The organism is Pseudomonas sp. B1-22 (genome assembly GCF_050474425.1).
Lineage (GTDB): Bacteria > Pseudomonadota > Gammaproteobacteria > Pseudomonadales > Pseudomonadaceae > Pseudomonas.
The window spans coordinates 447,333-473,441 of the sequence record NZ_JBCHVH010000006.1; the positions used below are offsets into that span (position 1 = coordinate 447,333).

The 26,109-nt window shown below is 67.6% G+C and carries 23 protein-coding genes and 1 riboswitch; of the genes, 19 read left to right on the forward strand and 4 right to left on the reverse strand.

Annotation, left to right across the window (positions count from 1 at the left end; all coding sequences use genetic code 11):
• Positions 1–20: 20 nt before the first annotated feature.
• On the reverse strand, positions 21–1,721 hold the full coding sequence (locus tag ACQ5BL_RS24005; protein WP_243805234.1) for a ShlB/FhaC/HecB family hemolysin secretion/activation protein: 1,701 nt from the start codon (positions 1,719–1,721) through the stop codon (positions 21–23).
• A 351-nt stretch (positions 1,722–2,072) separates the two neighbouring features.
• On the opposite strand from ACQ5BL_RS24005, the gene ACQ5BL_RS24010 reads away from it, so the two are divergent.
• The 17 genes from ACQ5BL_RS24010 (at position 2,073) to ACQ5BL_RS24090 (ending at position 18,686) form a co-directional block, all read left to right on the forward strand.
• Positions 2,073–2,318 carry an exodeoxyribonuclease VII small subunit gene (locus ACQ5BL_RS24010; protein WP_081517239.1) on the forward strand — a complete coding sequence of 82 codons (246 nt, stop codon included), beginning with the start codon at positions 2,073–2,075 and terminating at the stop codon, positions 2,316–2,318.
• Positions 2,315–3,202: a (2E,6E)-farnesyl diphosphate synthase gene (gene ispA, locus ACQ5BL_RS24015; RefSeq protein ID WP_243805233.1), complete on the forward strand. Its 888-nt coding sequence runs from the start codon at positions 2,315–2,317 to the stop codon at positions 3,200–3,202. Before ACQ5BL_RS24010 ends, ispA begins: the two co-directional genes overlap by 4 nt.
• Before the next feature lie 135 nt (positions 3,203–3,337).
• Entirely contained in the window at positions 3,338–4,006 is a 669-nt protein-coding gene (locus ACQ5BL_RS24020; RefSeq protein ID WP_207884740.1) for a GntR family transcriptional regulator, read from the forward strand.
• A 113-nt stretch (positions 4,007–4,119) separates the two neighbouring features.
• Entirely contained in the window at positions 4,120–5,064 is a 945-nt protein-coding gene (locus tag ACQ5BL_RS24025) for a 4-hydroxyproline epimerase (RefSeq protein WP_243805232.1), read from the forward strand.
• The gene (locus ACQ5BL_RS24030; RefSeq protein ID WP_243805231.1) at positions 5,061–6,173 is read left to right on the forward strand and encodes an NAD(P)/FAD-dependent oxidoreductase; all 1,113 of its coding nucleotides are present in this window, start codon (positions 5,061–5,063) and stop codon (positions 6,171–6,173) included. Before ACQ5BL_RS24025 ends, ACQ5BL_RS24030 begins: the two co-directional genes overlap by 4 nt.
• Positions 6,166–6,402 (forward strand): (2Fe-2S)-binding protein, encoded by a 237-nt coding sequence (locus tag ACQ5BL_RS24035; RefSeq protein ID WP_243805230.1) that lies wholly within the window; start codon positions 6,166–6,168, stop codon positions 6,400–6,402. The genes ACQ5BL_RS24030 and ACQ5BL_RS24035 overlap by 8 nt, the downstream gene beginning before the upstream one ends.
• Entirely contained in the window at positions 6,399–7,646 is a 1,248-nt protein-coding gene (locus ACQ5BL_RS24040; protein ID WP_243805229.1) for an NAD(P)/FAD-dependent oxidoreductase, read from the forward strand. The genes ACQ5BL_RS24035 and ACQ5BL_RS24040 overlap by 4 nt, the downstream gene beginning before the upstream one ends.
• Positions 7,647–7,813: 167 nt before the next feature.
• Positions 7,814–8,566: an AraC family transcriptional regulator gene (locus ACQ5BL_RS24045; RefSeq protein WP_243805228.1), complete on the forward strand. Its 753-nt coding sequence runs from the start codon at positions 7,814–7,816 to the stop codon at positions 8,564–8,566.
• A 237-nt stretch (positions 8,567–8,803) separates the two neighbouring features.
• Entirely contained in the window at positions 8,804–9,616 is an 813-nt protein-coding gene (locus ACQ5BL_RS24050; protein WP_243805227.1) for a transporter substrate-binding domain-containing protein, read from the forward strand.
• Positions 9,617–9,638: 22 nt separating this feature from the next.
• Positions 9,639–11,405, forward strand: a complete 1,767-nt coding sequence (locus tag ACQ5BL_RS24055) for an aconitase X (RefSeq protein ID WP_243805226.1) — start codon at positions 9,639–9,641, stop codon at positions 11,403–11,405.
• The gene (locus tag ACQ5BL_RS24060; protein WP_243805225.1) at positions 11,405–12,070 is read left to right on the forward strand and encodes an amino acid ABC transporter permease; all 666 of its coding nucleotides are present in this window, start codon (positions 11,405–11,407) and stop codon (positions 12,068–12,070) included. Before ACQ5BL_RS24055 ends, ACQ5BL_RS24060 begins: the two co-directional genes overlap by 1 nt.
• Positions 12,071–12,082: 12 nt before the next feature.
• Complete coding sequence (locus ACQ5BL_RS24065) at positions 12,083–12,733, forward strand: amino acid ABC transporter permease (protein WP_207884596.1); 651 nt, start codon at positions 12,083–12,085, stop codon at positions 12,731–12,733.
• Positions 12,726–13,448 carry an amino acid ABC transporter ATP-binding protein gene (locus ACQ5BL_RS24070; protein ID WP_207884597.1) on the forward strand — a complete coding sequence of 241 codons (723 nt, stop codon included), beginning with the start codon at positions 12,726–12,728 and terminating at the stop codon, positions 13,446–13,448. The genes ACQ5BL_RS24065 and ACQ5BL_RS24070 overlap by 8 nt, the downstream gene beginning before the upstream one ends.
• A 36-nt stretch (positions 13,449–13,484) precedes the next feature.
• Positions 13,485–14,516, forward strand: coding sequence for a trans-3-hydroxy-L-proline dehydratase (locus tag ACQ5BL_RS24075; protein WP_243805224.1), 1,032 nt, complete (start codon positions 13,485–13,487; stop codon positions 14,514–14,516).
• Between the two features lie 123 nt (positions 14,517–14,639).
• Positions 14,640–15,557, forward strand: a complete 918-nt coding sequence (locus tag ACQ5BL_RS24080; RefSeq protein WP_243805223.1) for a dihydrodipicolinate synthase family protein — start codon at positions 14,640–14,642, stop codon at positions 15,555–15,557.
• Between the two features lie 155 nt (positions 15,558–15,712).
• The gene (gene abaF / locus ACQ5BL_RS24085; RefSeq protein WP_279577214.1) at positions 15,713–17,086 is read left to right on the forward strand and encodes a fosfomycin efflux MFS transporter AbaF; all 1,374 of its coding nucleotides are present in this window, start codon (positions 15,713–15,715) and stop codon (positions 17,084–17,086) included.
• Positions 17,087–17,099: 13 nt separating this feature from the next.
• On the forward strand, positions 17,100–18,686 hold the full coding sequence (locus ACQ5BL_RS24090; RefSeq protein WP_243805222.1) for an aldehyde dehydrogenase (NADP(+)): 1,587 nt from the start codon (positions 17,100–17,102) through the stop codon (positions 18,684–18,686).
• A gap of 257 nt (positions 18,687–18,943) precedes the next feature.
• On the opposite strand, the gene ACQ5BL_RS24095 is transcribed toward ACQ5BL_RS24090, so the two are convergent.
• Entirely contained in the window at positions 18,944–19,948 is a 1,005-nt protein-coding gene (locus tag ACQ5BL_RS24095) for an Ldh family oxidoreductase (protein WP_243805221.1), read from the reverse strand.
• A gap of 254 nt (positions 19,949–20,202) precedes the next feature.
• Here ACQ5BL_RS24095 and dxs point away from each other — a divergent pair, with 254 nt between their 5' ends.
• Together dxs and ACQ5BL_RS24105 are read left to right on the forward strand one after the other, a co-directional pair.
• The gene (gene dxs / locus ACQ5BL_RS24100; protein ID WP_243805220.1) at positions 20,203–22,107 is read left to right on the forward strand and encodes a 1-deoxy-D-xylulose-5-phosphate synthase; all 1,905 of its coding nucleotides are present in this window, start codon (positions 20,203–20,205) and stop codon (positions 22,105–22,107) included.
• Positions 22,108–22,148: 41 nt separating this feature from the next.
• Positions 22,149–22,332: riboswitch (cobalamin riboswitch) on the forward strand.
• A 92-nt stretch (positions 22,333–22,424) separates the two neighbouring features.
• Positions 22,425–24,296: a TonB-dependent receptor domain-containing protein gene (locus ACQ5BL_RS24105; RefSeq protein WP_243805219.1), complete on the forward strand. Its 1,872-nt coding sequence runs from the start codon at positions 22,425–22,427 to the stop codon at positions 24,294–24,296.
• A 341-nt stretch (positions 24,297–24,637) separates the two neighbouring features.
• Here the strand turns inward: ACQ5BL_RS24105 and ACQ5BL_RS24110 are convergent, their stop codons facing one another.
• Both ACQ5BL_RS24110 and tesB read right to left on the reverse strand, forming a co-directional pair.
• A complete protein-coding gene (locus tag ACQ5BL_RS24110) occupies positions 24,638–25,237 on the reverse strand; it encodes an HAD family hydrolase (protein WP_243805218.1) in 600 nt (199 codons plus the stop codon).
• Positions 25,234–26,103 carry an acyl-CoA thioesterase II gene (gene tesB, locus ACQ5BL_RS24115; protein ID WP_207884607.1) on the reverse strand — a complete coding sequence of 290 codons (870 nt, stop codon included), beginning with the start codon at positions 26,101–26,103 and terminating at the stop codon, positions 25,234–25,236. Before tesB ends, ACQ5BL_RS24110 begins: the two co-directional genes overlap by 4 nt.
• Positions 26,104–26,109: the final 6 nt, after the last annotated feature.

The following is a 26,109-nucleotide window of genomic DNA, read 5'->3' on the forward strand; positions in this document are numbered from 1 at the left end:
GTGCGATCCGTCTGCACTCGTCAGAAGAATAAATCGAGGCGGAAATAAACCGGGTGCTCCCGGCGCTCGACGATGTCGGGGCGCTCCAGCGAGTGCGCCAGGGTCACGGAGGCGGCGGCGTACTGGCCGCGCGCACTGAATTCCACGCCCTGGCCGCTCATGCGCCCGGAGAGCTCCGGGTTGTAGCGGCCGTGCTCGATGGCGCCGAAGTCGTAGGCGTAGGCCACGCCGTATTCCTGCAGCCAGGGCAGCAGCGGTTCCCAGGTCACGGCGCGGCGCCAGCGCAACTGGTTGCGCCAGTAATAACCGGAGTCGCCGGAGAGGGTCTGGTCCTTGAAGCCGCGAATCGAGGTGAGACCGCCCAGGCTGATGCGCTGCGGACTGTAGAGCACGTCTTCGCTGTGCTGGCCGGTGGCGAGGCTTTCGAAGCTGAAGGCTTCATCCCACAGTTTGAACGGCTGCAGGTAGCTCAGGGTCAGGCTGTATTTGTTGTAGCGAGCGGCGGGGCTGCCGTGCGGGGAATCATGCTCGTCGTCCTGCGCGCCAAATGCACCGACGCCCCGCTGCCAGCCGGCATCGAGGTTGACGAAGGCGCTACCGATACGCCGGCCATGGTTGAGACCCAGGCGCGCCTCGCTGAGATGGGTGCTGGAGACATCCAGCAGGGTATCGTCGATGTAGTTGCGGGTGCGCTGGTGGCTGAGGCCAAAGTTGATGGCGGTCTTGCTCACATCGTCGCGGTGGATCACCCGTTCGGCGCCCAGTTGGTGGGTCTCGTTGTCACCGTCGTACTTGAAGGCGAAGCCGCTGTCCTCGTTGCGGGTGCGGTAGTAGTTGCGGCTGTAGCTGTAGTTGAAGGTCCACCAGCCGTAGGGGACGCTATACCACAGGCTCTGGTTGTCGGAGTGCTTCCAGTGGTCACTGACCACATCCTGCCCGGCGCGCAGGCCGAACTGGTCGGCCAGGCCCAGCGGGCTATCCCAGTCCAGTCCAACCCCGGCCTGCTGTTCGCCGGAGGTGGAGTCGCCGTTGTTGTCACGGCTGGCCGACACGCGCCAGGGTTTGCTGCGCTCGCCCTTGAGCTGCACGCGGCTGCCACCGACTTCCTTGCCCGGCACCAGTTCCATCTGCGCCTGACGCGAAGGCAAGCGGTTGATCTGATCGACCAGTTGCTCCAGATCGCGCAGGTTCAGCACGTCCCCGGTATGGCCGGGGAAGGTCATGGCCAGTTCGCGTGGAGAGGCCAGCTCGGACTGGTCGAAGCCCTCGAAACGACCCTCGACCACAATGATTTTCAGCTCGCCTTTGGAGAGGTCCTGCTGCGGCAAGTAGGCACGGGTGGTGACGAAGCCACGGCTCAGGTAATGGTCGGTGATGCCCTTCAGCAGCTCGTTGAGTTGGTTAACCCCCAGGCAGCGATTGCGATAGGGCGCGAGCAGGGCTTCACGGGCGCGTTCGTCGAGGTGCTCGGCACCTTCGAGGGTGATGGTGCGGATGGTGAAGCAGCGTGTATCCGGCGCAGTGGAGGCAGGCGCCTCGGTGGGAGCCTTGCCGGGGAGTTGCTGGAGTTCTTCCAGGCGCTGGCGCTGTTCCCGCAGGAGTTGTTCCTGGCGTTGGCGCTGGAGGTCATTGTCACCCGGCGTGGAGAACGGCTCGGCCAGCACACCGGTCGCCAGGCAGAACAGACAGGCTGGCAACCAGTAACAACGGAGATTGGGCATCCTTTCGCCTCCTGGATTTAGCCAATGGCCAGACTTTGGGGGGCGAAATTTGAGCACGCAGGGTCAGGAATAATTGCAGGAATACAACCTCAAGAACCGTAAGAGCAGTCTGAACAACCTCAAGCAAAACACCGCAATAAAGACCACGAAACGGATTACAAACAGGCAAATTCTGACAGCCAAAGCCCTGCAGGGGCCGACCGGGCCAGAGGCACGAGCTCTCGCCAAGGAGCCCCTTCTGGAGTGATCCGAGAAGCAAAGCAGACTGCTTCGCCCCGCCTGTGAATTTGCCCGCAAACCCCGTCTCTGCTAGTGTCGCGAGGTTTCCGAATCCCCCGCCGAGATGTCCGCATGGCCCGCAAGAAAGCTTCCCTCGACTTCGAACAGTCCCTCGCCGAGCTGCAAACGCTGGTGGAGCGCCTGGAAAGCGGCGAGCTGTCGCTGGAGGATTCGCTGGGCGCCTTCGAGCAGGGCATTCGCCTGACCCGCGATTGCCAGGCGGCGCTGACCCAGGCGGAGCAGAAGGTACAGATCCTGCTGGAACGCGACGGCGAGCTGAGCGAGGCACCCTTCGATCCGGAAGGCGACGACGCATGATCGCCGCCTACCAGGCGCGCTGCCAGGCGCGTGTCGATGCTGCGCTGGAAACCCTGTTCGTCGCCCCCCGTGAAGAACTCACCCGCATCTATGCCGCAATGCGCTACAGCGTGGTCAACGGTGGCAAGCGCGTGCGCCCGCTGCTGGCCTACGCTGCGTGTGAAGCACTTGGTGGCGAGCTGGAACGCGCCGACGGCGCAGCCTGCGCGGTGGAGCTGATCCACGCCTATTCCCTGGTGCACGACGACCTGCCAGCGATGGACGACGACGACCTGCGTCGCGGCCAGCCGACCACCCATATCGCCTTCGATGAAGCCTGCGCGATCCTCGCCGGCGACGGCCTGCAGACGCTGGCCTTTGAGGTGATTGGTAACGCCCAGCTCAACCCGCAGGACGCCCAGACCCGCCTCGATATGCTGCTGATCCTGACCCGCGCCGCCGGCTCCGCCGGGATGGTGGGCGGCCAGGCGATCGACCTCGAATCGGTCGGCCGCAAGATCGACCAGGCCGCGCTGGAAACCATGCACCGGCACAAGACCGGCGCGCTGATCGAGGCCAGCGTACAGCTTGGCGCCCTGGCCAGCGGCCGCGTCGGCGCCGCCGATCTGGAAGCGCTAAGCCGCTACGCCCGGGCCGTCGGCCTGGCCTTCCAGGTGCAGGACGACATCCTCGACGTGGAAAGCGACACCACGACCCTCGGCAAGACGCAGGGCAAGGACCAGGCCAACGACAAGCCCACCTACCCCGCCCTGCTCGGCCTCGATGCCGCCAAGGCCTATGCCCTGACCCTGCGCGACCAGGCGCTGGCCGCGCTGGAAGGCTTCGGCGACTCCGCCGAGCCGCTGCGCGCGCTGGCGCGCTACATCGTCGATCGCCGCAACTGACCCCTGTTACCGGCACGCGCCTTGCGTGTCCATTGCCGTGAAGCGCCCGATCACCGGGCCCTCCCAGTGCTGCGCCCGTTTCGTATACAATATTCGACAACAGCCACCTGATCGGAGCGCATCGTGACGCTACCCCTGCGCAACGCGCCCAACCTGGGCATCGTCCCTTCCGCCTCGGAGATCATCGCCAAGCATCTGCGCGAGGCGATCATTTCCGGTCAGTTGCCGGAAAACGAGCCGATCCGCCAGGACGACATCGCCCAGGTGTTCAACGTCAGCAAGATTCCCGTGCGCGAGGCGCTCAAGCGCCTGGAGGCCGAGGGCCTGGTGGAATTCCAGCGCAACAAGGGCGCGCTGGTGACCAAGATTTCCGAGCCGGAACTGGCGCAGATGTTCGAGGTGCGGGTGATCCTCGAAGCCCAGGCGATCCGCCTGGCGGTGCCGAACATGACGGCGGAGACCTTCGAGCGCGCCGAGCGCATCTGTGCCGAGTTCGTCGGCGAGGATGATGTGGGCCGCTGGGCCGAGCTGAACTGGGAGCTGCATGCCTGCCTTTACGAACCGGCGCAGCGGCCGTACCTGATCGGCCTGATCCGTTCGATCCACGACAAGCTGGAACGCTACCTGCGCATGCAGATGAGCCTGTCCGCCGGCAAGGAGCGCGCGGATCACGAGCACCACGACATCCTCAACGCCTGTCGTGCTGGCGACGGCGAGCTGGCCGCGCGGCTGCTGGAAGAGCACATCAACGGCGTCTGCCGGACCCTCTACGAACACCTGCCGAACCGTCCCTCGCCGAGCTGACCGGCACCTCTCCCTGTGCCGATTTCATCATCGGCACAGGGGAAAATCCTCAAGCGCCCGCCTCCCCCGCCGCGCCACCCTAGGGTCAACGACAAGACACCCCAGGGGGCAGCATGAAACGCATCCAGGTTCTCGATTCCCACACCGGCGGCGAACCCACTCGCCTGGTGCTCGACGGCTTTCCCGATCTGGGCAAGGGCAGCATGGCCGAGCGCCGCGCGCTGCTGGCCAAGGAGCACGACGACTGGCGCGCCGCCGCCGTGCTGGAGCCGCGCGGCAGCGACGTGCTGGTCGGCGCGCTGCTCTGCGAGCCGGTGGACCCGGGCGCCTGTGCCGGGGTGATCTTCTTCAACAACACCGGCTACCTGGGCATGTGTGGCCACGGCACCATCGGCCTGGTGGTCTCGCTGGCACACCTGGGGCGCATCGGGCCCGGCACGCACAGGATCGAGACACCGGTGGGCACTGTCGAAGCGACCCTGCACGACGACCGCTCGGTGAGCGTGCGCAACGTGCCCGCCTACCGCTACCGCAAGCAGGTGCCGGTGGAAGTGCCCGGCCATGGGCGGGTGCACGGCGATATCGCCTGGGGCGGCAACTGGTTCTTCCTGATTTCCGATCACGGCCTGCGCGTGGCCGGCGACAACCTGGAGGCCCTCACCGCCTACACCGTCGCCGTGCAGAAGGCTCTGGAAGACCAGGGCATCCGTGGCGAAGACGGCGGGCTGATCGACCACATCGAACTGTTCGCCGCCGACCCCGAAGCAGACAGCCGCAACTACGTGCTCTGCCCCGGCAAGGCCTACGACCGCTCGCCCTGCGGCACCGGCACCAGTGCCAAGCTGGCATGCCTGGCGGCCGACGGCAAGCTCGCTGCCGGCGAGCCCTGGCGCCAGGCCAGCGTGATCGGCAGCCAGTTCGAAGGCCGCTTCGAATGGGCCGGCGAGCCGTCCGAAGGGCGCATCATCCCGACCATCCGTGGCCGCGCCAACATCAGCGCCGAGGCCACCCTGCTGCTGGAAGAGGACGATCCCTTCGCCTGGGGCATCCGCCCGTGAGCGATGCGGACATCATCGTCATCGGCGCCGGCATCGTCGGCGCCGCCTGCGCCCATGCCCTCGCCCGTCGCGGACTGGACGTGCTGGTGCTGGACGCGCGCCTGCCCGGCGCCACCGCCGTCGGTATGGGCCACTTGCTGGTACTCGACGACAATGCCGCCGAACTGGCCCTGAGCGACTACTCGCTGCAGCGCTGGCGCGAGTGGGGCCGCGACATGCCCGCCGAGTGCGCCTACCGCAGCAACGGCACGCTGTGGCTGGCCGCCAATGACGAGGAGATGGCCGAAGCCGAGCGCAAGTTCGCCGTACTGCGCGAGCACGGCGTGGCCGCAAAACTGCTGAACAGCACCGAACTGCTGCGCGAAGAACCCGAGCTGCGCAGCGACCTGCACGGCGGCCTGGAGATCACCGGCGACGGCATTCTCTACGCGCCGCGCGCCGCCGCCTGGCTGCTGGAATCGGCGCCCAGACCGATCCGCCAGCGCCAGGCGAAAGTGGTGGAAATCGACGAACCCCGCGTGCGCCTCGACAGCGGCCAGTGGCTGAGCGCCAGGGCCGTGGTGCTGGCCAACGGCATCCAGGCCGGCGAGCTGTGCCCCGGCCTGCCCATCGAGCCGAAGAAGGGCCACCTGCTGATCACCGACCGCTACCCCGGCAAGGTGCGCCGCACCCTGGTCGAGCTGGGCTACGTGACCAGCGCGCACAACGCCAGTGGTCCCTCGGTGGCCTGCAACATCCAGCCGCGCCCCACCGGTCAGCTGTTCATCGGCGCCTCGCGCCAGTTCGGCACCACCGACCCGCAGGTGGAAGGCTGGATGCTGGCGAAGATGCTGCGCCGCGCCGTGGACTACATGCCTGGCCTGGCGAATCTCAATGTGATTCGCAGCTGGACCGGCTTCCGCGCCGCCAGCCCGGACGGCCTGCCGCTGGTAGGCGAACACCCGCAGCGCCCCGGCCTGTGGCTGGCGGTCGGCCACGAAGGCCTGGGCGTGACCACCGCCCCCGGCACCGCCGATCTACTTGCCGCGCAGCTGTGCGACGAGCCGCTGCCGCTGGCCGCCGAACCCTATTCCCCGCACCGCTTCCTCGGAGTCACCGCCCATGCCTGAGCTGATCCTCGACGGCCGCCCGTTGCGCGTCGTCGCCGGCACCACGGTCGCCGCCGCACTCGCGCAGCGCGGCGACGGCACCACGCGCACCTCGGTCAGCGGCCAGCGTCGCGCCCCGCTGTGCGGCATGGGCGTCTGCCAGGAATGCCGGGTGAACATCGACGGCCAACGCCGCCTGGCCTGCCAGACCCTGTGCCGCGATGGCATGCAGGTGGAGAGCCGCCCATGAACGCTGCGGCCGATATCGTCATCATCGGCGCCGGCCCGGCAGGGCTGTCCGCCGCCCTCGCCGCCGCACCGAGCGGCGCCAGCATCGTCATCCTCGATGACAACCCGCTGCCCGGCGGGCAGATCTGGCGCGACGGTCCGAACGCACATTTGCCGCGCGCCGCCACCGAGCTGCGTGAGCGCGTCGCCGCCTGCGCCAATATCCGCATTCACAACGGCACCCGCGTGGTCGCGCTCGCCGGTGAACACGGGCTGCTGCTGGAAGACTTCGAGCGCGGCTGGCGGCTGGACTATCGCAAGCTGATCCTCTGCACCGGCGCCCGCGAACTGCTGTTGCCCTTCCCCGGCTGGACGCTGCCCGGCGTGACCGGAGCCGGCGGTTTGCAGGCGCTGATCAAGGGTGGCGTGCCGGTGGACGGTCAGCGCGTGGTGATCGCCGGCAGCGGCCCGTTGCTGCTGGCCAGCGCCGCCACCGCGCGCAGCAATGGCGCGAAGATTCTGCGCATCGCCGAACAGGCGTCCTGGCCGGCGCTCGCACGTTTCGCCATGAAGCTGCCGCGCTGGCCGAACAAGCTGCTGCAGTCCTTCGGTCTGTACGACCGCGCCTACCGCGCCGACAGCCATGTGGTTGCCGCGCTGGGCACGGATCAGCTGGAAGGCGTGCGCCTGAACCAGGGCGGCAAGACGGTGGAGATCGAATGCGACCGGCTGGCCTGCGGCTTCGGCCTGATCCCCAACGTGCAGCTGGGCCAGGCGCTGGGCTGCGCCATCGAGAACGGCGCGATCCGTATCGACGCCTGGCAGGCGACCACCCGTGCCGGTATCTACGCGGCGGGCGAATGCACCGGTTTCGGCGGATCTGAACTGGCGCTGGTGGAAGGCCGCATCGCCGGCCACGCGGCGGTGGGCGAGCACGAAAGTGCCCGTGCGCTGTGGCCGCAGCGCCAGCGCTGGCAGCGCTTCGCCGATGCACTGCGGCGCGACTTCGCCCTAGATCCACGCCTGAACCAGCTGGCCGAACCGGACACCCTGGTCTGCCGCTGCGAGGACGTGCCCTACTCGGCGCTAGCCGGCAAACCCGACTGGACCGCCGCCAAGCTCGCCAGCCGCTGCGGCATGGGCGCCTGCCAGGGCCGCGTGTGCGGCGCAGCGGCCAAGCAGCTGTTCGGCTGGCAACCGCCGGCGCCGCGCCCACCCTTCAGCCCGGCGCGCGTCGATACGCTGCTGCAACTCGCCGAAGACTGAAGAGCCGCACTCATCCCGTAGGGCGCATAACGCCTCTGGCGTTATCCGCCATCCGCCTGCGGACGCAAGCAAAGATGGCGGATAAAGCGTTCCGCTTTATGCGCCCTACCATCTCGTCACTTTGTCCCGTATCTTCAGCCGTGTTCCGTCAGCCAAGCCGCTCCCCGATGCACGACCTGATTCCCCAGGGCGCCCGCGACCTGGACAGCCTGCTGCAGACCCTGCGGCAGATCGCCCCGCTGCTCGATGCCATGCCCGGCGTGGTGTTCTTCATCAAGGACACCAGCGCGCGCTACGTGCTGGTCAACCAGACCCTGGCGCGGCGTTGCGGTGTGAAGGACGCAAGCGAGTTGCTCGGGCGCACCGCCGAAGACGTCTTCCCTTCGCGCTTCGGGCCGATCTATACCGAGCAGGACCGCCGCGTACTGGATACCGGCGCGCAGCTCAGCGACCAGTTGGAACTGCACCTCTATCCCGCGCGCCAGCCGGGCTGGTGTCTGACCCACAAGCTGGCCCTGCGTGACGCGGGCGGCAAGGTGATCGGCATGGCCGGGATCTCCAGCGACCTGCAGGCGGCGCAGTCCACGCACCCGGCGTACCAGCGCCTGGCGGCGGTGGATGCGCATATCCGCGAGCACTTCGACAAGCCGATCAACCTCAGCGAACTCACCGAACTGGCCGGGCTCTCCGTCGCCCAGCTGGAGCGCCACTGCAAGCGCATCTTCCAGCTCACGCCGCGGCAGATGATCCACAAGGCCCGCCTCGGCGCGGCCACCCGCCTGCTGGCGGAAGACCTGCCGATCACCGAGATCGCCCTGCGCTGCGGCTACACCGACCACAGCGCCTTCAGCCGCCAGTTCCGCGCCCTCACCGGGCTGTCGCCGACCCAGTACCGCGAGTCGCAGACCACAGTGCGCTGATGCGCAGTGCTTCGATTCGGGGCAGCGAAACACTCGCCTGCTTCATTCGGTAACAGCCTTCAGAAACATCCTCCAGACGCCTCGCCCGCCTTCGAATGGCCCGCCCCCTCAACGGCGGGGCCTGCGCCCCTCGGCTCCCCTTCGGACGATTTCTGGCACATGCCTTGCTCTAGAAAATATCGTATACGAAATCCCTAATACAAAATCACTGCCCAACACAGACCCAGAGAGGCCCCCATGAAATTCAGTCGAATCGCTGTAGCCCTCACCGCTGTTGCCAGTACCTTCCTTATCAGTCAGGCCCAGGCCGACAAGCTCGACGACATCATCGAATCCGGCAAGCTGCGCTGCGCGGTGACCCTGGACTTCCCGCCCATGGGTTCGCGCGATGCGCAGAACAACCCGGTGGGCTTCGACGTCGACTATTGCAACGACCTGGCGAAAGTCCTCGGCGTGACCGCCGAAGTCGTCGAGACGCCTTTCCCCGACCGTATTCCCGCGCTGGTTTCCGGCCGCGCCGACGTCATCGTCGCCTCCACCTCCGACACCCTGGAGCGTGCCAAGACCGTGGGCATGACCGTGCCCTACTTCGCCTTCCAGATGGTCGTGCTGACCCGCGAAGACACCGGCATCAACAGCTATGCCGACATCAAGGGCCGCCCGGTGGGCAATACCAGCGGCACCTACGAAGCCATCGCCCTGGAGAAGGACGTGAAGAAGTGGGGCAACGGCAGCTTCCGCGCCTACCAGACCCAGAACGACACCATCCTCGCCGTCGCCCAGGGCCATATCGACGCCACCGTGGTCACCAACACCGTCGCCGCCTCCACCCTGAAGTCCGGCAAGTACAAGGGCCTGAAGGTGGCGGGCAACGCCCCCTACGTCATCGACTACGTGTCGCTGGCCGCCCAGCGCAACGAGTTCGGCCTGATCAACTACCTCAATCTGTTCGTCAACCAGCAGGTGCGCACCGGCCGTTACGCCGAGCTGTACGAGAAGTGGGTTGGCGGCAACCCGGTCGAGCTCACCGTTCCCCACGTGTACTACTGACGGCGGACCGACGATGTCTTCGATGCACACATCAGACGTTGCGGATGTGGCTCTCACCGGCCGCGTCCTGATGGGCGGCAGCGCCGAGGGGGCGTTGTTGTACGCGGGGACGGGGCTGAGCCTGTGGGGGGGCGTCGATCCCTACACGAGCGAAGTCATCGACCGCCACCACCCGCTCAGCGGCAGCCTGCTGTCCGGCCGGGTGCTGGCGATCCCCAGCGGACGCGGCTCCTGCACCGGCAGCAGCGTCATGCTGGAAATGCTGCTCAACGGCCACGCGCCCGCGGCCCTGCTGCTGGCCGAACCGGACGAAATCCTCACCCTCGGCGTACTGGTGGCGCAGGTGCTGTTCGGCCGCGCGATCCCGGTGCTGTGCCTGGGGCGCGAAGGCTTCGAACGGCTTGCCGGCGGCGTCTGGGCACGCATCGAAGACGGTCGGGTAACACTTCACCCACAACGCCCCGCCGACGATTGGCGGGGTGTGATGGCCAGCGATGCCGGGCCACTGCCCGAGGGCCTGGCGCTGGACGCCGATGACCGCGCGCTGCTCGACGGCGCGCACGGCAAGGCCGCACAAGCTGCCATGCAGATTCTCCTGCGCATGGCTGCATTGCAGGGCGCCAAGGACCTGCTGGACGTGACCCAGGCGCATATCGACGGCTGCATCTATACCGGCCCCGCGAGCCTGCGTTTCGCTCGCCAATTGGTCGAGTGGGGTGCCAAGGTGCGCGTGCCGACCACCCTCAATTCGATTTCCGTGGACCACCGCCGCTGGCGCGAGCTGGGGGTCGACAAGGACTTCGGCGAGCCCGCCAGCGCGGTGGGCGACGCCTACATGGCGATGGGCGCGCAGCTCAGCTACACCTGCGCGCCCTACCTGCTGGACAGCGCCCCCGGTCTTGGCGACCAGGTGGTCTGGGCCGAGTCCAACGCCGTGGTATACGCCAACAGCGTGCTCGGCGCGCGCACCCTGAAGTACCCGGACTACCTCGACATCTGCATCGCCCTCACCGGCCGCGCGCCGAACGTCGGCAGCCATCGCGACGAAGGCCGGCTGGCCACGCTGCGGGTGGATGTCGAGCTGCCGGCGGCGCACGACGAGTCGATCTACCCGCTGCTGGGTTACCACATCGGTTCGCTGTGCGGCAGCCGCATCCCGGTGGTCGACGGCCTGCAACCGCTGGCCCCGGACAGCGACGCGCTGAAAGCCTTCGGCGCGGCCTTCGCCACCACCTCGGCTGCGCCGATGTTCCATATCGCCGGCGTGACCCCGGAGGCGCCGGACGTTGCCACCGCCTTGGGCGGACAGGCGCCGCGCCTGCAGTTGCGCGTCACCCCGGCGGACCTGGTCGCCACCTGGCGCGAGCTGGACCGCGCCAGCGAGCCGACCGTGCAGCTGGTATCCCTGGGCAACCCGCACTTCTCCGCCAGCGAATGCGCCAGCCTCGCAGCGCTGCTGGCCGGGCGCCGCAAGCATCCGGACGTGGCGCTGGTCATCACCCTTGGCCGCGCCGTACAGGAACAGGCACGGGCGGCGGGCCATGTGCAGGTGCTGCAGGACTTCGGCGCACTGCTGGTCAACGACACCTGCTGGTGCATGCTCGGCGAGCCGATCATCCCGCCGCACTGCACCACGCTGATCACCAACTCGGCGAAGTACGCCCACTACGGCCCGGGCCTGGCTGGCCGGCAGGTTCACTTCGGCAGCCTGGCCGCGTGCGTTGAGGCGGCCTGCAGCGGCCGTGGCGACGGCGGCGTGCCGGCCTGGCTGGGCGGGGAGGCAGGCTGATGTTCAATTACAGCTTCCACTGGCGCTCGGCCTTCCAGGCCCTGCCGGACATGCTCGGCGGCGCCCTGGTGACCCTGGAAACCGCCGCCCTGTCGATGCTGCTGGGCGTGCTCATCGCCCTGCTGCTGACCGTCATGCGGCAGATGAAGAATCCGTGGCTGAAGGGCTTCGCCGACACCTGGGTATCCATCGCACGCAACACGCCGTCGCTGTTCCAGATCTACATCCTGTACTTCGGCCTGGGCTCCTTCGGCCTGCACGTCAGCTCCTGGGTGGCGCTGCTGGCGGGGATCACCTTCAACAACGCCGGCTACCTCGCGGAGAACTTCCGCGGCGGCCTCAAGGCCGTGCCGGACACCCAGATGCGCGCCGCGCGCTCGCTGGGCATGAGCGCCTTCCAGGCGTACCGGCTGATCGTCATTCCGCAGCTGTTGCGCATCGTCTTCTATCCGCTGACGAACCAGATGGTCTGGGCGGTGCTGATGACCTCCCTGGGCGTGGTGGTTGGGCTGAACAACGACCTCACCGGCGTGACCCAGGACTTCAACGTGCGCACTTTCCGCACCTTCGAATACTTCGCCCTGGCCGCGGTGCTCTATTACGTCATCGCCAAGGTCATCGTGGCGGCCGCCCGCCTGCTGGGCTGGCGTCTGTTCCGCTACTAAGGGAGGCACGGCATGTTCGAAACGAGCTTCACCGCCAATGACCTGCAGTTCCTCCTCCAGGGGGCCTGGGTCACCGTCAAGCTGACCGTCGCCGCGATGCTCATCGGCACCCTGGCCGGCGTGCTGCTGGGCTGGCTGCGCGCCACCCTGCCACGCGCCAGCCTGCCGCTGGGCTGGTTCCTCGACCTGTTCCGCAGCGTGCCGCTGCTGATCCAGTTCGTGCTGTTCAACTCGCTGAAAAGCATCGCCGGGCTGAACTGGAGCGCCTTCTCCGTCGGCTGCCTGGTGCTGGGCATCTACGCGGCGGCGTACTGCACCGAGATCGTCCGCAGCGGCATCCTCGCCGTGCAGCCCAACCTGCGCCGCGCCAGCCGCTCGCTGGGGCTCTCGTACTGGCAGGACCTGCGCTACATCGTCCTGCCGCTGGCCACCCGCGTGGCCTTCCCCGGCTGGCTGAACCTGGTGCTGGGGGTGATGAAGGACACCGCGCTGGTCATGTGGATCGGCATCGTCGAGTTGCTGCGCGCGTCGCAGACCATCGTCACGCGCATTCAGGAGCCCCTGCTGGTGCTGTGCATCGCCGGGATCATCTATTACCTCATGAGCTGGGTGGTGGCGCGCCTCGGCACCCGTCTGGAAAGAAGGTGGCAGGAAAATGATTGAAATCGACAACGTGCACAAAGCCTACGGCGACCTCGAAGTGGTCAAGGGCGTGAGCCTGAGCGTGAAGAAGGGCGAAGTGGTCTCGATCATCGGCGGCTCGGGTTCGGGCAAGTCCACCCTGCTGATGTGCATCAACGGCCTGGAGCCGATCCAGAAGGGCAGCATCCGCGTCGACGGCACCGAGGTGCATGCCAAGGGCACCGACCTGAACAAGCTGCGGCAGAAGATCGGCATCGTCTTCCAGCAGTGGAACGCCTTCCCGCACCTCACCGTGCTGGAGAACGTGATGCTCGCCCCGCGCAAGGTGCTCGGCCAGAGCAAGGAGGAAGCCGAGGCGATGGCGGTGAAGCAGCTCAGGCACGTGGGCTTGGGCGACAAGCTCAAGGTGTTTCCCAACAAGCTTTCCGGCGGCCAGCAGCAGCGCATGGCGATCGCCCGCGCGCTGGCCATGTCGCCGGACTACATGCTGTTCGACGAAGCCACCTCGGCGCTCGACCCGCAACTGGTGGGCGAGGTGCTCGACACCATGCGCCTGCTCGCCGAGGAAGGCATGACCATGGTGCTGGTGACCCACGAGATCCGCTTCGCCCGCGATGTATCCGACCGCGTGGCGTTCTTCCGCAACGGGCTGGTCCACGAGATCGGCGCGCCGGAGCAGGTGATCGGCAATCCGCAGCGGGCGGAAACGGCGGAGTTTCTTCGTTCGGTGAACTGACCCCATCCATTGGCCCAATCGCAAAGGGAGAGAGACATGCGTTCGAGCAAGATCATCCACGTGGTCAGTTGCCACGCCGAAGGCGAGGTTGGCGACGTCATCGTCGGCGGCGTCGCCCCGCCGCCGGGCGACACGGTGTGGGCACAGTCGCGCTGGATCGCCAGCGACAACACGCTGCGCAACTTCGTCCTCAACGAACCGCGCGGCGGCGTGTTCCGCCACGTGAACCTGCTGGTCCCGGCCAAGGACCCGCGCGCGCAGATGGCCTGGATCATCATGGAGCCGGCGGACACTCCGCCGATGTCCGGCTCCAACTCGCTGTGCGTGAGCACCGTGCTGCTCGACAGCGGCATCCTGCCGATGCAGGAGCCGCAGACCCGCCTGACCCTGGAGGCCCCCGGCGGCCTGATCGAAGCCGTGGCCGACTGCAAGGACGGCAAGGTGCAGCGCGTCGAAGTGCGCAACCTGCCCTCCTTCGCCGACAAGCTCGACGCCTGGATCGAGGTGGAAGGCCTGGGCTCGCTGCAGGTGGACACCGCCTACGGCGGCGACAGCTTCGTCATCGCCGACGCCCACGCCCTGGGCTTCAGCCTGCACGCCTCGGAAGCCGCCGACCTGGTCGCCACCGGGCTGAAGATCACCCATGCGGCGAACCAGCAGCTGGGCTTCAAGCACCCGGAAAACCACGACTGGGCGCACATCTCCTTCTGCCAGTTGGCCGCCCCGGTGGAGCGCATCGATGGCGTGCTGCACGGCCGCAACGCGGTGGTGATCCGCCCCGGCAAGATCGACCGTTCGCCCTGCGGCACCGGCTGCTCGGCGCGCATGGCGGTGCTGCATGCCAAGGGTCAGCTGAAGGACGGCGAGCGTTTCGTCGGCCACTCGATCATCGGCTCGCAGTTCCACTGCCGCATCGACGGCCTCACCGACGTCGGCGGCAAGCCCGCCATCCACCCGCGCATTGCCGGGCGTGCCTGGATCACCGGCACCCACCAGCACCTGCTCGACCCGGACGATCCGTGGCCCGAAGGCTACCGGCTCTCCGACACCTGGCCCAACGGCTACTGATTCAAACCGAACCCTTTTCGCCGCGTAGCGGCACCCAACAGGCTCGCGCAGCGGGTCGAACCACGAAATGCAGCGGACATCTCCAACCCATTTCGTATACGAAATACGCCAATTGGAGGCAACATGAGCAAGAAGGTTAATTGGAGCGGTGTATTCCCTGCGGTCACCACTCAGTTCAACGATGATTTCTCGGTCAACCTGGACGCCACCCACAAGGTGATTTCCAACCTGGTGCGCGACGGCGTATCCGGGCTGGTGGTGTGCGGCAGCGTGGGCGAGAACACCTCGCTGACCATCGAGGAGAAGATGGCCGTCACCGAGGTCGCCAAGGACGCCTCCGGCGGCCGCGTACCGGTGATCTGCGGCATCGCCGAGTTCACCAGCCACGGCGCCTCCCAGGTGGCCAAGGCGGTGCAGAAGGTCGGCGTCGACGGCCTGATGGTGATGCCGGCGCTGGTGTATTCCTCCAAGCCGCACGAGACCGCCGCGCACTTCCGCAGCGTGGCCACCGCCACCGACCTCCCAGTGATGGTCTACAACAACCCGCCGATCTACAAGAACGACGTCACCCCGGACATCCTCATCTCCCTGGCCGACTGCGAGAACATCGTCTGCTTCAAGGACAGCTCCGGCGACACCCGTCGCTTCATCGACGTGCGCAATGAAGTGGGCGACCGCTTCATCCTCTTCGCCGGCCTCGACGACGTGGTGCTGGAGAGCATCGCGGTGGGCGCCGAAGGCTGGATCTCCGGCATGTCCAACGTCTTCCCGCAGGAAGGCGAGACCATCTTCCGCCTGTGCAAGGCCGGCCGCTTCGAGGAAGCCATGCCGATCTACGAATGGCTGATGCCGATCCTCCACCTCGATGCCCGTCCGGACCTGGTGCAATGCATCAAGCTCTGCGAAGAGATCGCCGGCCGCGGCACCGCCCTCACCCGCCCGCCGCGCCTGGCGCTGCAAGGCGCCGACCGCGAGCACGTCGAGCGGATCATGGCCAAGGCCCTGGCCACCCGGCCGAAGCTGCCTGACGTAGGGCTCTGAGTTATTCGAGACAGCCCTCTCCCAGAGGAAGAGGGGACTGTTCGTGCCGGCTGAGCGCCTTGTCTTCGCCGGCATGAACAGCTCCTCCCTCCGATAGAACAGAGGCGCAGACAACCTACCCTCTTTCCACCGTGGACCAACGGAGCCCCACCGCCATGACCTCCACGACTACCGCCGCATCCCGTGACCTGTCCCGCGAAACCACCCATGCACCCGCCGGCCTGAAGCGCGTGGTCGCCGCCGCCATGGCCGGCACCGTGGCCGAGTGGTACGAATTCTTCCTCTACGGCACCGCCTCGGCGCTGGTCTTCGGCCAGTTGTTCTTCCGCCAGACCGACAGCCCCATCGACGGCATCATCGCCGCGTTCGCCCTCTATGCCGTGGGCTTCCTCGCCCGGCCGCTGGGCGGCCTGGTGTTCGGTCACTACGGCGACAAGCTGGGCCGCAAGCACCTGCTGCAGATCAGCCTGATCGTCGTCGGTATCACCACCTTTCTCATGGGCTGCCTGCCCACCTTCGAGACCATCGGCTACGCCGCGCCGGTCCTGCTGGTGCTGCTGCGGCTGATCCAGGGCTTCGCCTTCGGCGGCGAATGGGGCGGCGCGATCCTGCTCGTCTCCGAACACAGTCCGGACGACCGCCGGGGCTTCTGGGCCAGTTGGCCGCAGGCCGGGGTACCGGCCGGCAACCTGGTGGCGACCGTCGCCCTGTTGCTGCTGTCCACCGGCCTGTCGGAGCAGCAGTTCCTCGAGTGGGGCTGGCGCGTGGCCTTCTGGTTCTCCGCCGTGGTGGTGCTGATCGGCTACTGGATTCGCAGCCGGGTCGATGACGCACCGATCTTCAAGGAAGCCCAGGCGCGCCAGCAGCATGTCCAGCAGGCCCAGCTCGGCGTGGTGGAAGTGGTCACCCGTCACTGGCGCGCGGTGCTGGTCGGCATCGGTGCACGATTTGCCGAGAACATCCTCTACTACACCGTGGTCACCTTCTCGATCACCTACCTCAAGCTGGTGGTGCACAAGGACACCTCGCAGATCCTCCTGCTGATGTTCGGTGCGCACCTGCTGCACTTCTTCATGATCCCGCTGATGGGCTACCTGTCCGACATCGTCGGGCGCAAGCCGGTGTACCTGACCGGCGCGCTGCTCACCGCGCTGTGGGGCTTCGTCGGCTTCCCGATGATGGACACCGGCAACGACTGGCTGATCATGGCCGCCATCGCCCTGGGCCTGGCCATCGAGTCGATGACCTACGCGCCCTATTCGGCGCTGATGGCCGAGCTGTTCCCCACCCACGTGCGCTACACCGCCCTGTCGCTGTGCTACCAGGTGGCGCCGATCTTCGCCGGCTCGCTGGCGCCGCTGATCGCGGTCAGCCTGCTCAAGCAATACAACAGTTCCACCCCGATCGCCTGGTACCTGGTCGGCGCCTCGCTCATCTCCCTGGTCGCCGTCGGCCTGACCCGGGAAACCCGCGGCAAGTCGCTGCGCGAGGTCGACGCCGAAGCCGCCGCCCGCCACGCCCAATCCTGATCCGGAGTCCCCGATGACAGTCGAATTCGCCCACAACTTCATCGCCGGCCGCCGCAGCGGCGCCGGCAGCCTCCACCTGCAAAGCCTCGACGCCACGACCGGCGAGGCCCTGCCCCGCGTCTTCGTCCAGGCCACAGCCGAGGAAGTGGACGCCGCCGCGCTTGCCGCCGAAGCCGCCTTCCCGATTTACAGCCGCCTGCCCGCCGAGCGCCGCGCCGAATTCCTCGACGCCATCGCCGGGGAGCTGGAGGCGCTGGGCGACGACTTCGTCGCCACCGTCTGCCGCGAAACCGCCCTGCCCGCCGCACGCATCCAGGGCGAGCGCGCTCGCACCGCCAACCAGATGCGCCTGTTCGCCAAGGTGTTGCGCCGTGGCGACTTCCTCGGCGCCCGCATCGATCGCGCGCTGCCTCAGCGCCAGCCGTTGCCGCGCCCGGACCTGCGCCAGTACCGCAGCGGCGTCGGCCCGGTGGCGGTGTTCGGCGCCAGCAACTTCCCCCTGGCCTTCTCCACTGCCGGTGGCGATACCGCCGCCGCACTGGCTGCGGGCTGCCCGGTGGTGGTGAAGGCCCACAGCGGGCACATGGCGACCGCCGAATGGGTGGGTGAAGCCATCGTTCGCGCCGCCGAAGCCACCGGGATGCCGGCCGGGGTGTTCAACATGATCTACGGCGGCGGTGTCGGCGAGGCGCTGGTGAAGCACCCGGCGATCCAGGCGGTCGGCTTCACCGGATCGCTGAAGGGCGGCCGTGCCCTGTGCGACCTGGCCGCTGCACGCCCGCAGCCGATCCCGGTGTTCGCCGAAATGAGCAGCATCAACCCGGTGCTGATCCTGCCGGCCGCCCTGCAAGCGCGCGGCGAGCAAGTCGCTCGCGAGCTGGCCGACTCGGTGGTGCTCGGCTGCGGCCAGTTCTGCACCAACCCCGGCCTGGTCATCGGCATCGCCTCAACGGCCTTCAGCCTGTTCACCGCCCAGCTGATCGCCGAACTCGGCCAGCGTCCGCCACAGACCATGCTCAACGCCGGCACCCTGAAGAACTACGAGCAGGGCCTGGCGCGCCTGCACGCCCACCCCGGCGTGCGCCACCTCGCCGGGCAGGCGCAGGAAGGCCGGCAGGCACGACCGCAGCTGTTCCAGGCCGACGCCCGTCTGCTGCTGGAGGGTGACGAGTTGCTGCAGGAGGAAGTCTTCGGCCCGACCACCGTACTGGTGGAAGTCGCCGACGAGGCCGAACTGCGCCGCGCCCTGGTGGGCCTGCACGGCCAGCTCACGGCGACCCTGATCGCCGAGCCCTCCGACCTCGAACACTTCGCCGCGCTGGTGCCGCTGCTGGAACGCAAGGCCGGGCGCCTGCTGCTCAACGGCTACCCGACCGGCGTGGAAGTCTGCGATGCCATGGTCCACGGCGGCCCCTACCCGGCCACCTCCGATGCCCGCGGCACCTCGGTGGGCAGCCTGGCCATCGACCGATTCCTGCGCCCGGTGTGCTACCAGAACTACCCCGATGCGCTGTTGCCCGACGCGCTGAAGGACGCCAACCCGCTGGGCATCGCCCGGTTGGTGGATGGCGAGACGACGCGGGAGGCGATTACCCGCTGAGGGTTCGTTGGTGAGGGAGTGAACTGTCGGCCAGTCCCTGCCGATGCTCAGCCCCGGCCTTGCGCCGGGGCTTTTTTATGCACGGGATTCTGGCCAAACGGCTCTTCGTAGGAGCGGACTCCGTCCGCGATGACTCCACGACGCGCCGGATCCCATCGCGGACGAAGTCCGCTCCTACCGTTCAGGCACCGCGCCAACCTGTAGGAGCGCGCCATGCGCGCGATCGCGGGCTTGGCCCGCTCCTACAGGGATATGAATTATTCCAGCAGCCTGCGCAGGTCGGAATGCAGCGAATCGCTGATCTCCACGCCCTCGGCTAGGCTGCGTTTGCGCGCGGCGAAGCGCCGTTGCGACGGCAGGCGCGCGCCCATGTCGACGATGGATTCGAACAGGGTTTCCGCCCGTGCCAGATGCTGCGCGGCATCGGCGCCAAGGAAACGCGCCGGGTCCAGCGCAATCAGCAACTCGCCGTGGTAAGGCGAGGACTTGGTCCCGGCATCGAACACTGTGGATTCGGCACTGGTCAGGTCGCCGATCAGCGGGCCGGCGATCAGCTCGACCATGGTCGCCAGCGCCGAGCCCTTGTGCCCGCCGAAGGTCAGCATGGCGCCGTCGAGCACGGCGCTCGGGTCGGTGCTGGGATTGCCCTGGGCATCGATACCCCAGCCCAGCGGAATCGCCTTGCCCTCGCGCTCGTGCAGCTGGATTTCCCCCCGTGCCACCACCGTCGTGGCGAAGTCGAACACGTACGGATCAAGCTCGCCGCGCGGCCAGCCGAAAGCAATGGGATTGGTGCCGAACAACGGCCGCGTGCCGCCAGCCGGGGCCACGTAGGCCTGGGCCGGCGTGACCGCCAGGGCGACCAGGCCATGGGCGGTGATCCGCTCGATCTCCACCCACAGCGCCGAGAAGTGCACGCAGTGGTTGATCGCCAGCGCGGCAATGCCCTGGCTGCGGGCTTTCTCCACCAGTTTCGGCAGGCCGAGGTCGAAGGCGCACTGCGAGAAGCCGCCCCTGGCATCCACGCGCACCAGCGCCGGCGCAGGTTCGGACAGCTCCGGCACGGCATCGGGCACCACCTTGCCGGAACGCGCCGTATGGATGCAGCCCAGCAACCGCCACACGCCGTGGGACGTGCAACCATCGCGCTCGCCCGCCAGCACGGTGTCTGTCACCGCCTGCACATGGGGCTCGCTGAATCCATGCCGGCGCAGGATCGCCACCGACAGTTCGCGCAATTCTTCCAGGGTCAATCGGGTCACGCCGTCCTCCTCAATCCTTACCAGTGGTTTCCACCCGCTGCGGCAATCCGCCACCGGACCGGGCAGGTCTACAGTGGCCGCTCAGGCGGCGCATCGCTTGCGCGCAATCGGCAGCCCTGGCGACGATTTCAGCACAGCTTCCGGGCGACACCCCGACTATCCGGTCAGCAAAAGGATTGGCCCCACGTTGCTTGGGGCAATCGGGCGCTTCGGGTAAACTGCCGCATCTTTGCCTTCTCATAACGATCAGCCTGATGCCCACGACGTTCCACGAGATTCCCCGCGAGCGCCCTGCCACGCCCCTGCTCGACCGCGCCAGCACGCCGGTCGAGCTGCGCCGGCTGGGCGAGGCGGAGCTGCTGACCCTCGCTGACGAACTGCGCCAGTACCTGCTGTACAGCGTCGGCCAGACCGGCGGCCACTTCGGCGCAGGGCTCGGCGTGATCGAACTGACGGTCGCCCTGCACTACGTCTTCGACACCCCGGACGACCGGCTGGTGTGGGACGTGGGCCATCAGGCCTACCCGCACAAGATCCTCACCGGCCGCCGCGAGCGCATGGGCACCCTGCGCCAGAAGGACGGCCTGGCCGCCTTCCCCCGCCGCTCGGAGAGCGAGTACGACACCTTCGGCGTCGGCCACTCCAGCACCTCCATCAGCGCCGCCCTCGGCATGGCCATCGCCGCGCGCATGCAGGGCTCGGGCCGCAAGTCGGTGGCGGTGATCGGCGACGGCGCAATGACCGCCGGCATGGCCTTCGAGGCGCTCAACCACGCGTCGGACGTGAAGGCCAACATGCTGGTGGTCCTCAACGACAACGACATGTCGATCTCCAAGAATGTGGGCGGCCTTTCCAATTACCTGGCCAAGATCATCTCCAGCCGCACCTATTCGAGCATGCGCGAGGGCAGCAAGAAGATCCTCTCGCGCCTGCCCGGCGCCTGGGAGATCGCGCGCAAGGTCGAGGAACACGCCAAGGGCATGCTGGTCCCCGGTACCCTGTTCGAAGAGCTGGGCTGGAACTACGTCGGCCCCATCGACGGCCATGACCTGCCGACCCTGATCGCCACCCTGCGCAACATGCGCGACCTGGACGGCCCGCAGTTCCTCCATGTGGTGACCAAGAAGGGCAAGGGCTTCGGCCCGGCCGAGGTCGACCCGATCGGCTACCACGCCATCACCAAGCTGGAGCCGATCAAGGCCCCGGCGGAACCGAAGAAGCCGTCCGGACCCAAGTACTCCAGCGTGTTCGGCCAGTGGCTGTGCGACATGGCAGCCCAGGACCCGCGCCTGGTCGGCATCACCCCGGCGATGAAGGAAGGCTCCGACCTGGTGGCCTTCGCCGACAAGTTCCCGGACCGTTACTTCGACGTCGCCATCGCCGAGCAGCACGCCGTGACCCTGGCGGCCGGCATGGCCTGCGACGGCGCCAAGCCGGTGGTGGCGATCTACTCCACCTTCCTGCAGCGCGGCTACGACCAGCTGATCCACGACGTCGCGGTGCAGAACCTCGACGTGCTGTTCGCCATCGACCGCGCCGGTCTGGTGGGTGAAGACGGCCCGACCCACGCCGGCAGCTTCGACCTCTCCTACCTGCGCTGCATCCCCGGCATGCTGGTGATGACCCCCAGCGACGAGAACGAACTGCGCAAGCTGCTCACCACCGGCCATCACTTCGAAGGCCCGGCGGCGGTGCGCTACCCGCGTGGCACCGGCCCCAACGCCACCATCGAGGCGGCGCTGGAACCGGTGGAGATCGGCAAGGGCGTGCTGCGCCGCGAAGGCAAGGCCGGCAAGGTCGCCTTCCTGGTGTTCGGCGTGCAATTGGCGGAAGCGCTGAAGGTCGCCGAGCAGTTCGACGCCACGGTCGCCGACATGCGCTTCGTCAAGCCGCTGGACGAGGCACTGGTGCGCCAGTTGGCCGCCAGCCACGAACTGCTGGTGACCCTCGAGGAAAACGCGGTGATGGGTGGCGCCGGCGCCGCCGTCAGCGAGTTCCTCGCCCGCGAAAACATCCTGCAGCCAGTCCTGCACCTGGGCCTGCCGGACTACTACGTCGAGCATGCCAAGCCGGCGCAGATGCTCGCCGAGTGTGGTCTTGACGCCACCGGCATCGAACGCTCGGTGAGCGCTCGCCTGGAGGCGCTCGGCAACCGCTGAGCGCATGCCTCTCCCGGAGTATTGCCAGTGACGGGCGCACCTGAGTAAGGTGCGCCCGTTTTCGTTCGAGGTAACGGGAAGCAGGTGAAAGACCTGCGCTGCCCCCGCAACGGTAACCGACCGCAGGCCCCGGCCTGCCGCGCTGCGAACCGCCACTGTGCATCCGCATGGGAAGGCCGCAGGCGTGAGCGTCGGCAGCCCGGAGACCGCCCTCGTACGCCCCGACAGGTGTTGCGGAGGGCCGCACCGTCAAGTGCGGTCTGCCGCCCTTGCCACGCCCTCCTCGAAAGTCATCCGCCCGCTTTTGAGGACGTTCCATGAAACTGACCCGACTCGCCCTGGCCACCGGCCTGCTGCCCGGCCTGGCCTTGGCCGACGCCAGCGTTCCGACTGGCGATATCTATGCCATGCCGGCGCTGGTGATCACCTCCGGCCGCCAGGCCCAGCCGCGCATCCAGGCGACGTCCGCCAACAGCGTGTTCACCCGCAAGGAGATCGAGCAGTTGCAGGTGCGCAGCGTGCCCGAGCTGCTCAAGCGCGTGCCCGGCGTACAGATCGGCAGCTCCGGCGGCGTAATCTCGTATTCCGTGCGCGGCACCAGCACCGCGCAGACCCTGGTGCTGGTCGACGGCCAGCGCATCGCCTCGGCCAGCAGCGGCATCGCCCGCCTGGACTACCTGAGCATCGACAACATCGAGCGCGTGGAAGTGACCCGCGGTCCGCGCTCCTCGCTGTACGGCGCCGATGCCATCGGCGGCGTGATCCAGATATTCACCCGCCACGGCGAAGCCGGGCTGCACCCGGAAGTGCGCCTTGCCGCCGGCAGCCACGGCACCTTCGAGCGCAGCGTGAACCTCTCCGGCGGCGATGAGCGCACCACCTACAGCCTGGGTGGCAGTCTCGACGAGAGCGATGGCTGGGACCGCACCAGCGACAACGTCGGCGCCGACAGCGACGACGACGCCCAGCGCAACAAGGCCGTGCACCTGAACCTCAACCACCGCCTCAACGAGGACTGGAAAGCCGGCCTGAACCTCAACGACCAGCGCGGCAAGAACGAGTACGACGACGCCTACAACTTCGAGCCGGGTTCTCCCCGCGACGAGTTCCGCGTCAGCAGCTACAGCGCCTACCTCGACGGCCAGCTGACCGACATCTGGGGCAGCCGCCTGGAGCTGGGCCGCAGCTTCGACCGCAACAAGGCCGTGGGCGCCGCCGACAGCTGGAACAACGGTTCCCTGGAAACCACCCGCCACTCGGCGAGCTGGATCAACCGCCTACAGCTGGACGCGGCCAACCAACTGGCGCTGGGCGCCGACTGGTATGAAGACAAGGTCGACGGCAGCACCGTGTTCGCCGAAGACAGTCGCGAGAACCACGCCGTCTTCGCCCAGCACAGCTTCAAGGGCGAATCCTTCGGTACCGAGCTCGGCCTGCGCCACGACGACAACCAGGCCTACGGCACCCAGAACAGCTGGAACGCCGCCTTCAGCCTGCCGGTGGGCGACCACCAGAGCTGGATCGCCAGCTACGGCGAAGGCTTCCGCGCACCGACCTTCAGCGACCTCTACTACCCCGGCGCGGGCAACCCCAACCTCAAGGCCGAGACGTCAAAGACCTACGAGTTGCAATGGCGCGGCGACTTCTCCGGCACCCAGCTGGAGGCCTCGCTGTACCGCACCGAAGTCGACGACCTGATCGCCTGGGACAGCGCCAGCAACCAGCCGGAGAACATCGCCAAGGCGCGCATCGACGGCTTCGAGGCCAGCGTCGCCCGCGAGGTACTAGGCTGGCAGGCCAACCTGGGCCTGAGCCTGATCGACCCGCGCGACCGCGACACCGGCCACACCCTGCCCTACCGCGCGCGCCGCACCCTGAGCCTGGACCTCGACCGCCAGTTCGGCGCCTACGGCGTCGGCGGTTCCTGGCGCGCGGTCAGCCAGCGCTACGACGACGCGGCCAACACCCGCGAACTCGCCGGCTACGGCGTGCTCGACCTGCGCACCAGCTGGCTGGCCAGCAACGAACTGCGCTTCGACCTGAAGCTGGATAACGCACTGGACCGCGACTACACCCTGGGCGACTACCTGCGGCCGACCAGTCCGATGGACTTCATGGGTGAAGCGCGCCCGTACCAGGAGCCGGGCCGCACCGCGCTGCTGGCGGTGACCTGGACGCCGGAGCTGTAAGGCTCCACGCCGGGACTCCGAAGGGTGCTCCGAAGCCCGGCCCGCGCGTAGGAGCGGATTTATCCGCGATGATCCGGCGCGGCCGGATACCGATCGCGGACGGAGTCCGCTCCTACGCAATATCCAACATCTGTAGGAGCGGGCCATGCCCGCGAATCGCGCCCATGGGGCGCTCCTACGGGGAACAATGGCGCGGAAGTCGTTAACCGTAGGGCGCAAACCTGGAACAGGTTATCCGCCGATAGCCCAACAACATGACACCGGACTCAACCTGTAGGAGCGGGCCATGCCCGCGATTCGCGCCCATGGGGCGCTCCTACAGGGGATATCGGTATCCGGGCCTACACCAGAACGCCCGCCATCCGCCCCAGCTCCGCGCAATCCTGCGCGTGCCAGTCGGTCAGCTCCGGCCAGGGGTTCTCTGCCAGGTTCACCAGCGCACTGTGCGCCCCGGCCGCGCGGGCGCAGTCGAGGTCGAAGCGGTAGTCGCCGACCATCAGCATCCGCTGCGGCGCCACGTCCCAGCGCGCCGCCAAACGCAGCAAGCCGTCCGGGCTGGGCTTCGGATCGGCCTCGCCACGGCCGAGAACGTCCTCGGTGGCGAAGCAATCGCCAATGCCGATGGCCTCCAGAGTGATCAATGCCAGTTCATGGGCATTGCGGGTCAGGATGCCCAGTCGATAGCCCACGCCATGCAGCGCGCGCACCAGCGCCACCGCACCGGGCGCGGCGGTGGAGGCCACCGCCAGCTCGCGTTCGTGCTCCAGCAGCCAGGCATGCTTGGCCGCCGCCTCGTCCTCTGGCAATGCCGCAAGGTGCGAGAGGATGTCGTGCTCCTGGGGAATCCCCAGGGCCCGCTTGATCGCCGGGAAATCGTGCACCGCCAGGGTCAGGGTGCCGTCCATGTCGAACACCCAGTGGCGGATTTCGTCGAGTCTCACGACCAGTCCTCGCGGTGGCGGATCAGGCCTTCCTGGGTCGCCGAAGCCACCAGCTGGCCGTCACGGTTGAACACGCTGCCGCGCACGAAGCCACGGCCGTTGCCGGCCCACGGACTGTCGATAGCGTAGAGCAGCCACTCGTCCGCGCGCAGGTCGCGGTGGAACCACACGGAATGGTCGATGGTGGCGACCTGCATGTCCTTCTGCCACACCGAGCGGCCGTGGGGCAGCAGCGAGGTGGTGAGGAAGCCGAAGTCCGAGGCGTAGGCGAGGATGTACTTGTGCAGCGCCGGCACGTCCGGCAGCTTGCCGTCGGCGCGCAGCCAGAGGTACTTGATCGGCTCGCCGACCAGCGGGTCGTAAGGATCGTTCTGGGTGACCGGGCGGATCTCGATGGGCTTGGGGTACAGCAGCTTGTCGCGGATCAGCTCGGGGAACTGCTCGGCGCTGCGCCGCTTGAGTTCGGTGTCGGTGGGCAGGTTTTCCGGGCCGACCACGTCGGGCATGCTGATCTGGTGCTCGAAGCCTCCCTCGTCGGTCTGGAACGAGGTGCTCAGGGCGAAGATCGGCTGGCCCTTCTGGATCGCGGTGACGCGGCGGGTGCTGAAGGTGCCGCCATCGCGCACGCGGTCGACCTGGTAGACGACCGGTTTGCTCGCGTCCCCCGGGCGCAGGAAGTAGCCGTGCATCGAGTGCACGTGGCGCTCCGGGTCCACCGTCTGGCTGGCCGCCGAGAGCGCCTGGCCGAGCACCTGCCCGCCGTACAGCTGGCGGAACCCGAGTTCCTGGCTCATGCCGCGGAACAGGTTCTCTTCGATCTGCTCCAGGCTCAGCAGAGCCACCAGGTTGTCCAGGATCTGGGTCATGCGCTT